General features: G+C 70.1%; 8 protein-coding genes. 3 read left to right on the top strand and 5 right to left on the bottom strand.

Translation table 11 applies throughout. The features are described from left to right. The first annotated feature begins 4 nt into the window (after positions 1-4). Entirely contained in the window at positions 5-13,510 is a 13,506-nt protein-coding gene (locus tag QSK31_RS06170) for a type I polyketide synthase (RefSeq protein WP_285681839.1), read from the top strand. Beyond that, positions 13,507-14,274: a thioesterase II family protein gene (locus QSK31_RS06165; protein WP_285681837.1), complete on the top strand. Its 768-nt coding sequence runs from the start codon at positions 13,507-13,509 to the stop codon at positions 14,272-14,274. Before QSK31_RS06170 ends, QSK31_RS06165 begins: the two co-directional genes overlap by 4 nt. Before the next feature lie 210 nt (positions 14,275-14,484). Here the strand turns inward: QSK31_RS06165 and QSK31_RS06160 are convergent, their stop codons facing one another. Together QSK31_RS06160 and QSK31_RS06155 are read right to left on the bottom strand one after the other, a co-directional pair. After that, complete coding sequence (locus QSK31_RS06160; protein ID WP_285681835.1) at positions 14,485-14,676, bottom strand: hypothetical protein; 192 nt, start codon at positions 14,674-14,676, stop codon at positions 14,485-14,487. 95 nt (positions 14,677-14,771) lie between these two features. After that, a complete protein-coding gene (locus QSK31_RS06155; RefSeq protein WP_285681833.1) occupies positions 14,772-15,200 on the bottom strand; it encodes a hypothetical protein in 429 nt (142 codons plus the stop codon). Between the two features lie 118 nt (positions 15,201-15,318). On the opposite strand from QSK31_RS06155, the gene QSK31_RS06150 reads away from it, so the two are divergent. Further along, positions 15,319-15,555 (top strand): hypothetical protein, encoded by a 237-nt coding sequence (locus QSK31_RS06150; protein ID WP_285681831.1) that lies wholly within the window; start codon positions 15,319-15,321, stop codon positions 15,553-15,555. Here the strand turns inward: QSK31_RS06150 and QSK31_RS06145 are convergent. The 3 genes from QSK31_RS06145 to QSK31_RS06135 are packed head-to-tail and all read right to left on the bottom strand — an operon-like array spanning position 15,530 to position 18,690. Beyond that, entirely contained in the window at positions 15,530-17,080 is a 1,551-nt protein-coding gene (locus QSK31_RS06145; RefSeq protein ID WP_285681829.1) for a methyl-accepting chemotaxis protein, read from the bottom strand. The two genes, QSK31_RS06150 and QSK31_RS06145, sit on opposite strands and share 26 nt — an antisense overlap. 50 nt (positions 17,081-17,130) lie before the next feature. After that, complete coding sequence (locus QSK31_RS06140) at positions 17,131-17,559, bottom strand: response regulator (protein WP_352244375.1); 429 nt, start codon at positions 17,557-17,559, stop codon at positions 17,131-17,133. A 12-nt stretch (positions 17,560-17,571) separates the two neighbouring features. Beyond that, positions 17,572-18,690, bottom strand: coding sequence for a cation diffusion facilitator family transporter (locus tag QSK31_RS06135; protein ID WP_285681827.1), 1,119 nt, complete (start codon positions 18,688-18,690; stop codon positions 17,572-17,574). Positions 18,691-18,708 lie beyond the last annotated feature (18 nt).

Here is an 18,708-nt window from a genome sequence, read left to right as displayed (position 1 = left end):
GGCCATGCCCGACCAGGACAAAGTAGTCGAATATCTACGCTGGACGACGGCCGAGCTGCACACGACCCGCGCAAAGCTGCAGGCGGTCACGGCGGCCGGGACCGAGCCGCTGGCCATCGTGGGCATGGCGTGCCGGCTGCCCGGCGGGGTCACCTCTCCGGAGGATCTGTGGCGGCTGGTCGAGTCGGGCACGGACGCGATCTCCCGGTTCCCCGACGACCGCGGCTGGGACGTCGAGGGACTGTTCGACCCGGACCCCGACGCGCCGGGCAAGTCGTACTCGGTGGAAGGCGGATTCCTCGACGCGGTGGCCGATTTCGACGCCGCGTTCTTCGGAATCAGCCCGCGTGAGGCCCTCGCCATGGATCCGCAGCAGCGGCTGGTGCTGGAAGCGTGCTGGGAAGCCTTCGAACGCGCCGGCATCGAGCCCGGATCGGTGCGCGGCAGCGACACCGGCGTGTTCATGGGCGCCTACTCCGGCGGCTACGGCATCGGCGCCGACATCCCCGGACTCGGCGTCACCGCCGGCGCGGTCAGCGTGGTGTCCGGCCGGGTCTCGTACTTCTTCGGCCTGGAAGGTCCCGCGGTCACCGTCGACACCGCGTGCTCGTCGTCCCTGGTCGCCCTGCACCAGGCCGGTCACGCGCTGCGGCGGCGCGAGTGCTCCCTGGCGCTGGTCGGCGGCGTGACCGTGATGGCCACCCCGTTCGGCTTCGTGGAGTTCTCGCGGCAACGCGGACTGGCCGCCGACGGCCGGTGCAAGGCGTTCGCGGACACCGCCGACGGTACGAGCTGGTCCGAAGGCGTCGGCATCCTGGTTGTCGAGCGCCTCTCCGACGCCCGCGCCAGAGGCCACCAGGTGCTTGCCGTCGTACGAGGATCCGCGGTCAACCAGGACGGCGCCTCCAACGGCCTGACCGCACCCAACGGCCCGTCGCAGCAGCGGGTGATCCAGGCCGCCCTGGCCAACGCCGAGCTGGCGCCGCACGAGATCGACGTGGTCGAGGCCCACGGCACCGGTACCCGGCTCGGCGACCCGATCGAGGCCCAGGCCGTGATCGCCACCTACGGCCGGGACCGGGAGCGACCGCTGCTGCTCGGCTCGATCAAGTCCAACGTCGGCCACACCCAGGCCGCCGCCGGCGTCTCCGGTGTCATCAAGATGGTCATGGCCCTGCGGCACGGCGTGGTGCCGCGCACCCTGCACGTGGACGAGCCGACCCAGCACGTCGACTGGACCGCCGGCGCCGTGCGACTGGCCACCGAGAACCAGCCCTGGCCGGACACGGGACGGCCGCGCCGGGCCGGGGTCTCGTCGTTCGGGGTGAGCGGCACCAACGCCCACATCATCCTCGAAGGCGTACCCGGGCAACCGGCACAGCCCGAGGAGCCCTTGCCGCTGGCGCCGCTGGCCATCTCGGCCAAGACGCCGGCCGCCCTGACCCAGCTCGAGGACCGGCTGCGCGCCTACCTGACCGCTGAACCAGAGACCAACCTGGCAGCCGTCGCGTCGACGTTGGCCGAAACGAGGTCGTTGTTCGATCACCGCGCGGTTCTGCTGGGTGAGGACACCGTCACGGGTACGGCGCAGCCGAGCCCTCGCGTGGTGTTCGTGTTCTCCGGCCAAGGCTCCCAGCGCAAGGGTATGGGCGACGAGTTGGCGGCTGCGTTCCCGGTCTTCGCGAAGATCCGCCGGCAGGTGTGGGACCTGCTCGACATCCCAGATCTGGATGTGAATGACACTGGTCATGCGCAGCCCGCCTTGTTCGCGCTGCAGGTTGCGTTGTTCGGTCTTCTCAAATCTTGGGGGGTACGGCCGGACGCGTTGATCGGGCACAGCATCGGCGAGCTCGCGGCTGGCTATGTGTCTGGGATTTGGTCGTTGGAGGATGCCTGCACGTTGGTGTCAGCGCGGGCCCGGTTGATGCAGGCGCTGCCATCGGGTGGAGCCATGGTCGCTGTCCCGGTGTCCGAGCAGCAGGCCCGGGCGGTGCTGACCGATGGAGTGGAGATCGCCGCGGTCAACGGCCCGTCCTCGGTGGTGCTCTCCGGCGACGAAGACGCCGTGTTGCAAGCGGCAGCCGCGTTGGGCGGCCGATCGAAGCGCCTGGCGACCAGCCACGCGTTCCACTCGGCGCGGATGGAACCCATGCTCGACGAGTTCCAGGCGATCGCCGAGCAGCTCACCTACCAGACACCGCAGATTCCGATGGTTGTTGGGGACGGTCCTGAATATTGGGTGCGGCAGGTCCGCGAGACAGTGCGGTTCGGCGACCAGGTCGCCATCCATAACGGCGCAGTTTTTGTTGAGCTCGGGCCCGATCGCAGCCTTGCCCGGCTGATCGACGGCATCGCGACGCTCGACCGTGACGACGAACCACGCGGCGCGCTCACCGCTTTGGCCGAACTGCACGTGCGCGGGGTGGACGTCGACTGGCCGGTCACGTCCGGACGGCGGGTGCTGGACCTGCCGACGTATGCGTTCCAGCGTCAGCGGTACTGGATCGACAGCGCCGCCGGGCCCTCCGGCGGGGGCCATCCACTGCTGGGAACGCCGATAGAGCTGGCCGAGATGAATGGGGTGCTGTTCAACTCCACAGTGTCGCGCCGCAACGAGCCGTGGCTGCAGGACCAGACCACCCTGCCCCCGGCCGCCTTCGCCGAGATGGCCCTGGCCGCCGCCGACGAGACCGGACACACCCAGGTCGAGGAACTCACCGTAGAGCTGCTGCCCGCGCTCCTCGACGACCGCGTCCTGCGGATGCAGACCTGGATCAGCGACGGCCGGCTCACCATTCACGCCCGCTACGCCGACAACCAACCCTGGACCCGGCTGGCCACCGCCCACCTGACCGACGCCACGCCCGCCGCCGGACACCGCGAAGACGACTGGCCTCCTGCCGCAGCGACACCGGTAGAGACAGCCGGACCAGCGGTGCGGTCGGCGTGGCGTCGCGGCATCGACCTCTTCGCCGATGTCGCCCTGGACGACAGCGAGGACACCGCCCGATACGCCTTGCACCCGGCGCTGCTGACCGCCGCCCTCAGCCTCGCCGGCGACGATGCCTTCTCCCTCTGGCGAAACCTGAGCCTACAAGCGAGCAACGCCACCGAGCTACGGGTCAGGCTCACCTCGAACGGCGACGGCACCCTGACCATCGGCGCCACCGACGGCACCGGCCAGACCGTCCTGTCCGCCTCGACCGTCACGCCGGGCGCCATCCCTCCATTCGCACCTACTGCGACCGCCGACGACGACCTGTTCGCCGTGACCTGGACCGAGGTGCCGGCCCCCGAAGGTGTGCCGGCAGCCGACGCGGTGGTCTTCACCGCCCTCCCTGACGGTGACGATGACCCGCTGGCCCAGACCCGCCACCTGACCACCCAGACGCTGCAAGCCATCCACAACGCGCTGACCACCGACCACACCCTGATCGTGCACACCGGAACCGGACTGGCCTCCGCAGCAGTATCAGGCCTGGTCCGCTCCGCCCAGTCAGAACACCCCGGCCGATTCGTCCTGGTGGAAAGCGACGACTCGCTCAACCCGCAACGCCTGACCGCGGCGGCCGGCCTGGACGAACCACGACTGCGGCACCTCAACGGCCGGTGGGAAGCACCCCGGCTCACCCGGGTCACCGCCGGACCTTCCCAGACAGCCGCCTGGGATCCCGACGGCACCGTGCTGATCACCGGCGCCTCCGGCGGACTCGCCGGCATCCTCGCCCACCACCTGATCACCGAACGCGGCGTGCGCCGACTCCTGCTGCTCTCTCGCACCACCCCCACCGGTATCGAGGAACTGGACGCCCACGTCGACACCATCTCCTGCGACGTCTCCGACCGGACCGCCCTCGCGCAAGCCCTCGCACAGGTGCCACCGCAACACCCACTCACCGCGGTGATCCACACCGCCGGAGTCGTCGACGACGGGGTCATCGAATCACAAACCCCGCAACGCCTCGACACCGTCCTGCGACCCAAAGCCGACGCCGCCTGGCACCTGCACGAACTCACCCAAGACAGCAACCTCGCCGCATTCATCATGTACTCCTCCGCCGCCGCAGTGCTCGGCTCCCCAGGCCAAAGCAACTACGCGGCCGCCAACGCCTTCCTCGACGCCCTGGCCCAACACCGTCGTACGGAAGGCCTGCCCGGACTGTCACTGGCCTGGGGCACGTGGGAAGACACCAACGGCCTGACCGCCCAGCTCACCGACACGTGGCGCGAGCGGCTGCGCCGCAGCGGACTCAAGGCCATCACCGCCGAACACGGCATGCGCCTGTTCGACCTCGCATCCGGCCGTACCGAACCGCTCCTGGTCGCCGCACCCATGAACCCGGTGATCGACGCCGAAGTCCCCGCGTTGCTGCGATCGATACACCGCCCCACCGCCCGCCGCGCACCCGCTGTCGACCCCGGACTGACACCCGCCGAACGCGAACAAGCCCTACTCAAAGCCGTCCGCGACAGCGCCGCCGTGGTACTGGGCTACCCCGACGCCATCCCCGCCACCGGCTCATTCAAAGACCTCGGCATCGACTCACTGACCGCAGTCGAACTGCGCAACAGCCTCGCCAAAACCACCGGCCTACGGCTACCCGCCACCCTGGTCTTCGACTACCCCACCCCCGCCACCCTCGCCGCCCGACTGGGCGAGCTACTCACCGGCACAGCGTCAGCCCCGGCCCGCCGACCCACGACGACCGTGGCCCACAACGAACCCCTCGCCATCGTCGGCATGGCCTGCCGGCTGCCCGGAGGGGTTTCCTCACCGGAAGACCTGTGGCGGCTGGTCGAATCAGGCACCGATGCGATCGCGCCTTTCCCGACCGACCGGGGCTGGCCGGACGTCACCGACACATCGCACTCCCAGCACGGCGGGTTCCTGCACACCGCAGCCGACTTCGACGCCGCGTTCTTCGGCATCAGCCCCCGCGAAGCCCTCGCCATGGACCCGCAGCAGCGGCTGGTCCTCGAAGCATCGTGGGAAGCCTTCGAACGAGCGGGCATCGACCCGGCCGACGCCCGCGGCAGCGACACCGGCGTGTTCATGGGCGCCTACTCCGGCGGGTACGGCATCGGCGCCGATCTGGCCGGCTTCGGTGCCACCTCCGGCGCCACGAGTGTGCTGTCCGGCCGGGTGGCCTACTTCTTCGGCCTCGAAGGCCCCGCGATCACCGTCGACACCGCATGCTCCTCGTCCCTGGTCGCCCTGCACCAGGCCGGCTACTCCCTGCGCCAGGGCGAATGCTCGATGGCCCTGGTCGGCGGCGTCACCGTGATGGCCACCCCTGACATCTTCGTCGAGTTCTCCCGCCAGCGCGGTCTGGCCGCCGACGGCCGGTGCAAGGCCTTCGCCGACGCGGCCGACGGTACGGGCTGGTCCGAAGGCGTCGGCGTACTCCTCGTCGAGCGGCTGTCCGACGCCCAAGCGAAAGGCCACCGGGTCCTGGCGGTCGTACGTAGTTCGGCGGTCAACCAAGACGGCGCGTCCAACGGCCTGACCGCACCCAACGGCCCGTCCCAGCAACGCGTCATCCAAACTGCACTCCACAACGCCCACCTGACCCCGGCAGACGTGGACGTGGTCGAGGCCCACGGCACCGGCACCACCCTGGGCGACCCCATCGAGGCTCAAGCGGTCATCGCCACCTACGGCCAGAACCGAGACCAGCCCCTGTTGCTCGGATCGCTGAAGTCGAACGTCGGCCACACTCAAGCCGCCGCCGGGGTTTCCGGTGTCATCAAAATGGTGATGGCGCTGCAGCACGGGGTGGTGCCGCGAACGCTGCATGTGGATGAGCCGTCACGGCACGTCGACTGGACCGCCGGCGCCGTGCAATTGGTCACCGAGAACCAGTCATGGCCAGAGACCGGCCGGCCCCGGCGAGCCGGTGTCTCCTCCTTCGGCGTCAGCGGCACCAACGCCCACGTCATCCTCGAAAGCCCACCCACCCAGCCCCCAGCCACCCCTCAGGAGCCGGCACACGAACCCACACCGCTGGCCATCTCCGCCAAGACACCGGCGGCGCTGGCCGACTATGAGGACCGGCTACGCGCCTACCTGACCACCCCAGGGATCGATGTGCCGGCAGCGGCCGCCACGCTGGCGGTGACACGGTCGCTGTTCGAGCACCGCGCTGTCCTGTTGGGCGACGACACGGTTACCGGCACCGCAATTGCGGATCCGCGGGTGGTGTTCGTGTTCCCCGGTCAGGGCTGGCAGTGGCTCGGTATGGGCGCGGCGCTGCGGGAGTCGTCGGTGGTGTTCGCCGAACGCATGGCCGAGTGTGCGGCGGCGTTGAGCGAGTTCGTCGACTGGGATCTATTCGCTGCGCTCGATGACCCGGCGGTGGTGGATCGGGTCGATGTGGTGCAACCAGTCTGCTGGGCGGTGATGGTGTCGCTGGCCGCGGTGTGGCAGGCCGCCGGCGTCCACCCCGACGCGGTCGTCGGCCACTCACAAGGCGAAATCGCCGCCGCATGTGTCGCCGGTGCGATCTCGCTGCAAGATGCGGCTCGAGTCGTGGCACTGCGCAGCCAGGTGATCAGCCGCGGCCTCTCCGGTAAGGGGGCCATGGCTTCCATCGCCCTGCCCGCCGACCAGATCACCCTGACCGACGGCGCGTGGATCGCCGCGCACAACGGTCCCGCCTCCACTGTCGTCGCCGGTAGTCCGGACGCGGTGGAACAGATGATGGGCGACCGGGTCCGGCGGATCACGGTGGATTACGCCTCTCACACCCCGCACGTCGAGCGGATCCGGGCCGAGCTGCTCGACATCACCGCTGATGTCGGCTCCCAGACGCCCACCGTCCCGTGGTTCTCCACCGTCGACGGGACCTGGATCGACGCGCCACTCGACCGGGACTACTGGTACCGCAACCTGCGTCAGCCGGTCGGTTTCCATCGCGCTGTGGAGGCTTTGCAGGCGCTGGGTGAGACGGTGTTCGTTGAGGTCAGTGCCAGCCCGGTGCTGCTGCCGGCGATGGACGACACGGTCACCGTCGCCACCCTGCGCCGCGACGAGGGAAGCATCACCCGGATGCACACCGCACTCGCCGAAGCCCACGTCCTGGGTGTGAACGTCGACTGGCCAACCGTCATCGGCGACACCGGCCGGCGGACCCTCGACCTTCCGACCTACGCCTTCCAACACCACCGCTACTGGATCAGCGCGGCGACCATCTCCCCCGGCGGACTGCAGCATCCCCTGCTCCACACCCTCGTCGAGCTCCCCGGCACCGACGGCGTCGCGCTCACCGGACGGGTGTCGCTGTCCACCCACCCGTGGCTGGCCGACCACCAAGTCCGCGGCGACATCCTGCTGCCCGGCACCGCCTTCGTCGAACTCGTCACTCGCACCGCCGCCGAGGTCGGCCGCGATGTCATCGACGAACTCATCATCGAGACACCACTCGTACTGCCGGCCACCGCAAGCGTGCAGCTCTCCGTTTCGGTCAGCGGCGACACAGTCACCGTCCACTCGAAGGCGGACGACAGCAGCGACTGGACCCGGCACGCCACCGCCACCATCAGCACCTCCCCGCCCACAGCGGTCCCACCCGATTCCGTCGTCTGGCCGCCGGCCGAGGCCCAGCCGATCGACGTCACCGACTTCTACCCCCGGCTGACCACCGACGGCTACCACTACGGACCCGCCTTCCAAGGCCTGCGAACCGCATGGCGTCACGGCGACACCATCTACGCCGACATCAGCCTCGCCGAAGCCCAGGCCCAGGACGCCGCCCACTACGCCGTGCACCCCGCCCTGCTCGACGCCGCCCTGCACGCCTGCATGCTCCACACCCCGGAGACACAGCGGGAATTGCGGCTGCCGTTCTCCTGGAATCAGGTGCGGATCCAGGCCACCGGCCCGACCATGCTGCGCGCCGCGGTTACCCCCGAGCAAAACGGCTTCACCATCCGGCTGGCCGACGACACGGGCCGGCCTGTCGCCACCATCGAGTCACTGACCACCCGACCGGTCGCCACGGAGTCCAACGATCTGTTCGCCCTGACCTGGAACGAGATCCCGACCCCGGAGAGCGCGCCGGCGTCCGACGTGGTGGTGCTCACCGCGCACCCCTACGGTGACGACCCGCTGACCGAAGCTCGTGCCCTGACCAGCCGAACCCTGCAGACCATTCAAGACGGGCTCGCCTCGGACAGCACTGTGGTCGTGCACACCGGGACCGGGCCGGCCTCGGCGGCGGTATCGGGTCTGGTCCGGTCGGCGCAGTCCGAGCATCCGGGCCGGTTCGTCCTGGTGGAAAGCGACGACCCCCTGGACCCGGCGCAGCTCAATGCAGCCATCGGACTGGACGAGCCGCGACTACGGGTCACCGACGGCCGGTGGGAAGCACCACGCCTCACCCGCGCACACCCCGGCCCGCTGGCCATCCCCGACGCCGAGACCTGGCAGCTGCAACTACCCCGAAGCGGCACGCTGCAAGACCTCGCCCTCATCGAGGTCGCACAGCGGTCCCTGCAAACCGGCGAAGTCCGCATCGCCGTCCGCGCCGCCGGCCTCAACTTCCGCGACGTCGTCGTGGCCCTCGGGATGGTCGACGACAACCGGCTGGCTGGTGGTGAAGCCGCCGGCATCGTCCTGGAAACCGGCCCCGGGGTGGACGACCTGTCCCCCGGTGACCGCGTCTTCGGCTTGGTCGAGGGCGGTTTCGGCCCGACCGCCGTCACCCAGCGCCGGCTGCTGGCCGCCATCCCGGAGCACTGGTCGTACACCACAGCGGCGTCCATCCCGGTTGCCTTCGCCACCGCCTACTACGGACTGGTCGACCTCGCCGGCCTCAGCCAGGGTGAATCGGTACTGATCCACGCCGCCACCGGCGGCGTCGGCATGGCCGCCACCCAGATCGCCCAGCACCTCGGCGCCGACATCTACGCCACCGCCAGCACCGGCAAACAACACCTCCTGCGAGCGGCAGGAATAGACGAAACGCGGATCGCCGACACACGCACCACCGCCTTCCGCAGCACCTTCAACGGCATCGACGTTGTCCTGAACTCGCTCAGCGGCGAGTTCATCGACGCTTCCCTCGACGTGCTGGCACCGGGCGGCCGGTTCATCGAGATGGGCAAGACCGACATCCGCACCGGCCTGGACGCCTTCTACCGCGCCTTCGACCTCATGGACGCCGGACCCGACCGGCTGCGGGACATCATCACCGAGCTGCTCGACCTGTTCGAACGCGGTGTGCTGCAGCCGCTACCCGTCAAAGCGTGGGACATCCGCCAAGCCCGCGAAGCGTTCAGCTGGATGAGCCGCGCCCGCCACACCGGCAAGAACGTCCTCACCATCCCCCAACAACTCGACCCGCACGGCACCGTACTGATCACCGGCGCCTCGGGAGTCCTGGCCGGCATCCTCGCCCGCCACCTGGTGACCGAGCGCGGCGTAACGCGTCTGCTGCTGTTGTCACGGCGTACCCCAGAAAAAGGTTTGCTCGACGACCTTGCCCAACTCGGCGCTCACGTCGACACCATCACATGCGACGTATCCGACCACACGGCGCTGCAACAAGCACTGACCCAAGTGTCACCACAGCACCCCCTCACCGCGGTCATCCACACCGCCGGAACACTCGACGACGGCGTCATCGAAACACAAACACCCGAACGCCTCGACACCGTCCTCAAACCCAAAGCCGACGCCGCCTGGCACCTGCACCAACTCACCAAGAACAATGACCTCGCCGCATTCATCCTCTACTCCTCCGCCGCCGGCGTCCTCGGCGCCGCCGGCCAAAGCAACTACGCCGCCGCCAACGCCTTCCTCGACACCCTCGCCGAACAACGCCACACCCAAGGCCTACCCGCCCTCTCCCTCGCCTGGGGGTTGTGGGAGGAGGCCAGCGGCCTGACCGCCAAGCTGACCGACGCCGACCACGAACGCATCCGACGCAGCGGCCAACAGATGATCACCGCCGAACACGGGATGCGCCTCTACGACACCGCCACACACCACGGCCACCCGCTCCTGATCGCCGCACCGACCAGACCCGGCTTCGACACGGAAGTCCCCGCCCTGCTGCGCGGACTCGCCACGGCCAGACGCCCGCAGAACCCGGCCAGGGCGGCCGACAGGGGCGTCCACACCCTCAAGGCGCGCCTCATCGGCCGTACGACCGCCGAGCAGCACCGGCTCATGCTCGCCTTCGTGCTCGGGAACGTGGCCTCCGTGCTCGGTCACGGCTCGGCCGACGCCATCGCGGCCGACAAACCCTTCAAAGACCTCGGCATGGACTCCCTGACCTCGGTCGAACTGCGCAACAGCCTGGCCAAGGCGACCGAGCTGCGGCTGCCGGCGACGATCGTGTTCGACCATCCGACCGCGGATGCCCTGGCCGCGCATCTGCTGGGGAAGCTCGGTCTGCCGGCCGCGTCACCGCGCCCCGCCGAACCGGTGGCGGACAGGGCGCCGGTGAACGAGCCGATCGCCATCGTGTCGATGGCCTGCCGGGTACCGGGTGGCGTCACGTCGCCCGAGGGCCTGTGGCGCCTGGTGGAGTCGGGAACCGATGCGATCTCCGCGTTCCCCGGCGACCGTGGCTGGGACGTCGCGAACCTGTACTCGCCGGACCCGGACGCGCCCGGCAAGTCGTACAGCGTGCAAGGTGGTTTTCTGGACGGCGCGGCCGCGTTCGACGCCTCCTTCTTCGGCATCAGCCCGCGGGAGGCGCTGGGCATGGATCCGCAGCAACGGCTGCTGCTGGAGACGGCGTGGGAGGCTGTCGAGCGGGCGCGGATCGACCCGAGATCGCTACGCGGCCGCGATGTGGGCGTCTACGTGGGTGGGGCGGCTCAGGGCTACGGGCTGGGGGCCGCGGAGGCGCATCGGGACAACCTGATCACCGGGGGCTCGATCAGCCTGCTGTCCGGGCGCCTGTCCTATGCGCTCGGGCTGGAGGGGCCGGGGCTGACCGTGGACACCGCGTGCTCGTCGTCCCTGGTCGCGCTGCACCTGGCGGCGCAGGCGCTGCGGCAGGGCGAGTGTTCGCTGGCGCTGGTGAGCGGGGTGTCGGTGATGCCCACCCCGGACGTGTTCGTGGAGTTCTCCCGGCAGCGTGGCCTGGCGTCCGACGGCCGGTGCAAGTCGTTCGCCGCCTCGGCGGACGGCACGAGTTGGTCCGAGGGGGTGGGTGTGCTGGTGCTGGAACGGCTCTCCGAGGCTCGCCGGCTGGGGCACCAGGTCCTTGCGGCCGTACGCGGCACCGCGGTGAACTCCGACGGTGCGTCGAACGGGCTGACCGCCCCCAACGGCACGGCGCAACAGAGGGTGATCCGGCAGGCGTTGGCCAACGCCGGCCTCCGAACGGCGGACGTGGACGCGGTGGAGGCGCACGGGACGGGTACGACGCTCGGCGACCCGATCGAAGCCGAGGCGATCCTGGCCACGTACGGGAAGGACCGCTCGACACCGGTCTGGCTCGGCTCTCTGAAGTCGAACATCGGGCACACCATGGCGGCCTCGGGCGTACTCGGCGTCATCAAGATGGTCGAGGCGATGCGGCACGGCGTACTCCCCCGGACGCTGCACGTGGACGAGCCGTCGCCGCACGTGGACTGGGCGGCCGGCGAGGTCGCGCTGCTGACCGAGAACCAGCCGTGGCCGGGCGGCGTGCGTCCGCGCCGGGCCGGCGTGTCGTCGTTCGGGCTGAGCGGGACCAACGCGCACGTCGTGCTGGAGCAGTACGAGGCGCCGGACGCACCGGTCACGACGAAGGCGAGCGGGCCGCTGCCGTGGGTACTGTCGGCGCAGAGCCCGAAGGCGTTGCGGCAGCGGGCCGGTCAGCTGGCCACGGCCCTCGCCGGGGACTCGACGTGGCATCCGCTCGACGTCGCCTACTCACTGGCGACCACGCGCTCCGACTTCGCCCACCGCGCGGTCGTGGTGGGCGCCGGCCGCGAGGATTTCCTTCGTACGCTGGGGAAGCTGGCCGACGGTGCCGGCTGGCCCGGCCTGATGACCGGGACCGCGAAAACCCGGCGCGTCGCCTTCCTGTTCGACGGGCAGGGCACGCAGCGGCTGACCATGGGCCAGGGGTTGTACGAGAGTTTCCCGGCCTTCGCGCGTGCCTGGGACGCGGTGAGCGCCGAGTTCGGCAAGCACCTGGACCATCCGCTGGCGGACGTCTACTTCGACGGAAGCGGAGGCGGCGCGGCGACGGCCGATCTCGTGGATGATCCGCTGTACGCACAGGCGGGCATCTTCGCCGTCGAGGTCGCGCTGGTCGAGCTGCTGGCGGAATGGGGTGTACGCCCGGACGTCGTCACCGGGCACTCGATCGGTGAGGCCGCGGCCGCGTACACCGCCGGAATGCTCTCGCTGACGGACGTCACCACCCTGATCGTGGCCCGCGGAGCGGCGCTGCGGTCGGCGCCCCCCGGGGCCATGCTCGCTCTCCGGGCCGGTGAACAGGAGGTACGAGACTTCCTCGACGGTACGGGCGCAGCGCTCGACCTGGCCGCGGTCAACGGTCCGGCGGCGGTCGTCGTGTCGGGTGCGCCGGACGCGGTGACGGACTTCGCCTCGGCGTGGACGGCGTCGGGGCGCGAAGCCCGGCGGCTGAAGGTCCGGCGGGCCTTCCACTCCCGCCACGTGGAGGGAGTGCTGGACGATTTCCGTACGGCGCTGGAATCCCTGTCCTTCCGCACCCCTCTCCTGCCGGTGGTGTCGACGGTGACCGGACGCCTGATCGATCCGGCCGAGATGGGCACGCCGGAGTACTGGCTGGACCAGGTCCGGCAGCCCGTGCGCTTCCAGGACGCCGTCCAGGAGCTGGCCGGGCAGGGAGTGGGCACCTTCGTGGAGGTCGGCCCGTCGGGGACGCTGGCGTCGGCCGGGATGGAATGCCTCGACGGTGACGCCTCGTTCCACGCCCTGCTGCGTCCCCGGTCGGCGGAGGACGTCGGTGTGCTGACCGCCCTCGCCGAGCTGCACGCGGGCGGGACGGCCGTCGACTGGGCCACGGTTCTGGCCGGCGGCCGGCCGGTGGATCTGCCGGTCTATCCGTTCCAGCACCAGTCCTACTGGCTCGTCTCGGCGGCGCCGGAGCCCGCGGTGGCGACGGTCGCCGACGAAGAGCCTCCCCTGACGGACGAGCCGCGTACGACGCTGGAACTGGTCCACCTGGAGGTGGCCGCGGTCCTGGGCATCACCGACCCCGATGCCGTCCTGGACGACTCGTCCTTCCTCGATCTGGGCTTCGACTCGCTCAGCGGCGTACGCCTGCGCAACCGCCTCGCGCAGATCACCGGGCTCACCCTGCCGCCGACTCTGCTGTTCGACCACGTCACGCCGGCCGCGCTCGCCACCGAGCTGGACGTGCTGCTCGCCTCGGACGTGGACGCGGCCGGGGTCCTCGACCTCCTCGAGGAGGTCGACGAGCTGGACGAAGAGGCCGTCGCCATGACCGAGGCGGAACACCGGGCCATCTCCGACCTGCTGGCCAAGCTGTCCGAGAAATGGAAGGTCAAGGGATGACTGCTCCCCCGCGTACGGCCGCTTTCGACAAGTGGGTGACCATCGCCACCCCGTCGCCGCAGAGCGCGGTCCGGTTGGTGTGCCTGCCGCACGCCGGCGGATCGGCGAGCTTCTTCTTCCCGGTGTCCCGGGCGCTCGCACCGCGGGTGGAAGTGCTGGCCGTGCAGTATCCGGCCCGGCAGGAACGGCTCCGCGAACCTGGCATCGACAACATCCCGGAGTACGCCGACCAGATCTTCGCCGTGCTCGCCGAGCTCGACGACAAGCCGCTGGCACTCTTCGGGCACAGCATGGGAGCAATCCTCGCGTACGAGATCGCCCTCCGCATGCAGCAGGCCGGCCGACCGGCGCCGGTGCGGTTGTTCGCTTCCGGCCGGCGCGCACCGTCCCGGTACCGGGCCGAACGAATCCACGAGGGTACGGACGCCCAGGTCGTCGCCGAGCTCAAGCGCCTCGGTGGCCCCAACCCGGCGCTGCTGGCCGACCCCGAGATGCTGGAGCTGATCCTGCCCGCGGTCCGCAGCGACTACACCGCCATCGAACGCTACCGCCACGACCCCGGCCGCAGACTCGACTGCCCGATCACCGCCATCGTCGGCGACAGCGACCCGCGGGTGTCGGGCGACGAGGCCCGGGCGTGGGCGGAGCACACCGAGGGCTCGTTCGACCTGAAAACCTTCCCCGGCGACCACTTCTACCTGGTCGGCCAGGCCAGGAACGTCATCGTTCTCATCGACCGGACCTTGGCGATCGGAATGCGGTAGGACCTTCGACCCATGCTCGCGGAACTGGGCGGCGGGACGCCCGGCCCGGCGGTGGACGGACGCGGCCTCAACAGCACACACCGCTCCCGGCACCCGGGAGCCCTTGACGGGGCGGCCACCACTTTCTCGTGGTCACGACGACGAACCTGGCGACCAGGTGCGACGAAGCTCTCGCGCGCTGATCTGGCCGATGAGAATGCGACGGTGCCCTCACCAGATCCGTAGACGACGATCCCGGCCCGGTCGTGGCTCCCCGGTGCGATACCACTGAACGGCGAGGATGGCCAGCACAACAAGCAACACCCCACTCGCGACGACATCCCACCAGCCGGCGGATTTGAGGACACCCGTCCACATCGTCGCCGGCCACAGCAGCACCAAGGTGCGGACGATGCCGAACATCCTCGCCCGGTACAGCCCAACAGCCAGGAGTAGTGCTCCGATGTACTGCCCGAAGGCCGCCACCACCGGAATCCGCCAGGGTCCGTAGGAAATAGCTACGTAGTGTCGAGCACCATCGTTGCCGCCGCATCAAGACCCCGTGAGTCCACGAGCTGGAACGCCGTGTGATCGACGCCGGCGAAATAGACCCGGGCCACGAGGCCGAGGATCGCCAACGCCCCGCCGGAAGCCGCAAGCACAGGTGATCGCCGAGCGACCAGCCAGGTCAGTCCCGCCGTCGCTGGGATCAGGAGGACTGCCCCGGCAAGAAACGTCGCGTAGCCCGCGACGGTCAGCGCCGGGTTCGCGACATAGGCGGCCAACTGCTCCCGCACAGCGAAAGGCTCTGCGCCGAATTGCGCGACTTCGGCGGGGGTGAATCCCGCGGAAGAAACGGCGAGCGTCCGCAACAGCAAACCCACAAACCAGCAAAGCGGGCCGAGGACCAGTACGACAGCCGCCATCTTCGTCCAGGCGGCGGTCAACTCCGCCGGCCCTCGCCCCCGTGCCGGCCGGTATCCATCATTCCGTCACGCTAGGCATATCTGGCTTTTGCCCGGGCGCGCCGCTCAGCTAGTTCTCAGCCGGCCCCACTTCTCCTGCGTGCCTTCGCGCTCTTTCACGACCGCGATGGCCGCCTACCGGGACAGCGGGCCGCCGGCGGATCGCCAGCTCGTCGACGACCTGCAGACCGGCTGGGACGCCTATGCCGACGTCGCGGCCAGCAGGCTGATCCCCGCCGGCAACCGAAACGCGCTCATCGAATGGGCGGGCATCCGCGACCGTGAGGAGACCGCCCGGGCCACCGGCCGCCTCAGTGGGACAGCTGGAACTGGCTGATCACCGTACGCAGGTCGTCCGCGGTGGCGGCGAGGTCCTGGGCTGCCTGCTGCGTTCGCGAGGCCGCCGTGGTGGCCTCCTGCGAGGTAGTGGTGACGGCGCCGACTCGGGCGGCGATGTCGCTGGTGCGGCCGGCCGCGCCGGCCACCCTGGTGCCGATCTCCTGAGTGGACGCGGACTGTTCCTCCACGGCGGCGGCGATGCTCTGCTGGATGCCGGCGACCTCGTTGATGGTCGTCGTGATCCCCTCGATGGCGGCTGCGGCGTCGGTGCTGTCGGCCTGCAGGGCGGCGATCTGCCGGGCGATGTCCTCGGTCGCCTTGGCGGTCTCGCTGGCCAGGTCCTTGACCTCCCCGGCGACCACGGCGAAGCCCTTGCCGAGCTCGCCGGCGCGGGCCGCCTCGATGGTCGCGTTCAGGGCCAGCAGGTTGGTCTGCTCCGCGATGGTGGCGATGACCTTGGCGACGGTGCCGATCTGCTCGCTCGAGCCGGCCAGCTTGGTCACGGTGCGGTTGGCGGCGTCGGCCGCGGTCACCGCTTCGGCGACGATGCCGGTCGCGGTGGTGGCGCTGCGGGCGATCTCGGCGATCGAGGTACGCATCTGGTCGGTTCCGGCGGCGATGGCCTGGACGTCGTCGCTGACCTGGGTGGCGCCCTCGGAGGCTGCGGCGGCCTCGCCGGCGGTGCGCTCGGCGCCGGCCGACACCTGCCGGCTGACGCCGGTCAGCTCCTGCGCGGAACTGGCGAGCTTGTCGGCGTTGCGAGAGGTCTCGGCGATGGCCTGTCCGACGCGGTCGACGGTCTGGTTGAGCGCCTCACCCATCTCGCCGAGGTCATCGGAGGAGCGGACGGTCATCCGGTTGCGGAAGTCGCCGCCGGCGACCTGCTCGAGCAGAGCCTTGGTGGCCGCGATCGGCGCGGAGACGATCCGGGCGACGTACCAGACGGCCGCGCCGACCAGCAGTGCCGCCAGCACCGTGGCCAGGACGATGACCTGCTTCGTGCGGGTGTCGCCCGCTCGCGCGTCGGCCACATCGGCGGCGGTGGCCTCGCCGAGCAAGGTCTTGGCGGCGTCGCTGCCCTCGTCGAGGGCGTCCCAGCGCTGCTGCGCTACATCGAACTCGCTCTGCGAGAGAACGCCGGTCGTCTGGGCGAGGCTGGCCGCATCAGCCAGGACGGGATCGATGGCGGGGAGGTACGCCGTGATGGCCGCGCGGATCCGGCCGGTCACCTGAGCCTGCTGCAAAACGCCCTTTTGCTCCTCGAGCTCGGCCGCGTGTTCGGTCAGCTGGTCGATGACCTGGCCGCGCCGCTCCGGGCTGAGGTTCTGGGTGAGGATCGCGGCGTCGGCCAGGACGACGGAGCCCGTGTGCTGGGAGTCGATCGTCGTGGCGAAGGCCTCGGCGACCTGGAACGCGTTGTCCGATCGACCGGCGGAGCTCTGCGCCTGGGCGAAGCCGATGCTTCCCACGACCGCCGACCCGGTGATCGCCAAAGCACCGACGACCGCCAAGCGCCGTCCCACGGTCCACCGCACGTCGGACCCTCCTGGTCTTCAACACACCTGTTACCCCATCAGTAGCTTGATCGGCCGGTCGCGGCCCGGCCTGAGGAATGGCAACGAGGGATCAGGCTGCGCGTCGCGGCCGGGGTGAGCAGGGCTTCGCCGCGGTGCACGATCCGGACGGCGTCGAGCAGGTCGGCGGGGTCGGCGCTCTTGCCGAGGAAGCCGCTGGCGCCGCCACGGAGCGCGGCGAAGACGTACTCGTCGATCTCGAACGTGGTCAGCACCAGCACGCGCACGGCCGCGAGGCCGGGGTCCGCGGTGATCCGGCGGGTGGTCTCGAGGCCGTCCATCCCGGGCATCCGGATGTCCATCAGCACGACGTCCACCGGCGTCGCGCGGACGAGACCGAGCACCTCCTCTCCGTTGCCGGCCTCGCGGACCACGCACAGGTCGGGCGCGGAACCGATCAAGGTGGCGTCACGGGCCCGCCGCTCCACCGAACGGCGGCATCAGCGGCCGGCGACGTGCTGCCGGTGCTCGTGCGACAGCCCCACATGGTGCTCGTGTCCGGCGTGAATGTCCGGGTCGACATGCACGGTCACCCCGCTCAGCCGCGGCACCCGGTGGGTCAGCTGATGTTCGGCATCGGCGGCGATCCGGTGCGCCGACAGCAGGCTCAGGCCCGAGTCGACCACGATGGACGCCTCGGCGTGCATGCGGTGCCCGATCCAGCGCAGCTTCAGCCCCGACACATCGCGGACCTCTTCCAGGCCGCGCAACTCCCGCTCGATCCGGTCGACGATCTCCGGATCGACGCGGTCCATCAGCCGATGATAGACCTCGCGCGCGGCGTCCTTGAGGATGACCAGGATCGCGACGGTGATGGCCAGGCCGACGACCGGGTCCGCCCACGACCAGCCCAGCCACGCGCCCCCGGCGGCCAGCACCCACGGGATGTGGGTCATCGGCTCCGGGTCGAGCAGCCGCTCCACCGCCGTCCACCCGGCCAGCACGGCCGAGCCGACGATCACCAGGACGATCACGACGCCGGCCAGGTCCTCAGCACGACCAAACCCATAGGTGTACGCACGGGTCGCAGCGCGCCGCCCCAGCAGGAACGCGATCCCCAACGGCACCGCCGTCAACGCGTCCGCCACGTTGTGCAGCGTGTCCCCCAGCAACGCGACCGACCCCGAGAACACCACGATCACCGCCTGCAGCACCGCGGTGACCCCCAGCACCACCAGAGAGATCCACAACGCCCGCAAGCCATCACGAGACGACTCGAGCGCGGAGTCCACCTTGTCGGCGGAGTCATGCGAGTGCGGCGTCACGGCATGCCGCAGCCCGTGCAACCATCCGTGCTCGTGGTCATGGTCGGTCATACCTTGACGATAGGCGGGCGGCCATCCCCGCGACAACGCTGCAACTGCCTCTGACCTGCAGTAACGCAACCGTCCTATCTGCAGATCGGCCTCGCCGCAGTCGGCGTCGCGCTCGTCGCCGGCATCCGCGGCCGGCGCGGCACCGCTGACATGCGCATCCCAAGCCCAAGGTGCGGCAGGAGTTGAAGGTGGTACAAACGGCCCCAGGTTGTCACGAGCTGTAACGTTGGAATTGTTGGTCATGATGGCTCCGGCGCAGGG

Source organism: Actinoplanes sp. NBRC 103695 (assembly GCF_030269485.1).
Taxonomy (GTDB): Bacteria; Actinomycetota; Actinomycetes; order Mycobacteriales; family Micromonosporaceae; genus Actinoplanes.
This window is presented reverse-complemented; position numbering and strand designations above follow the sequence as displayed.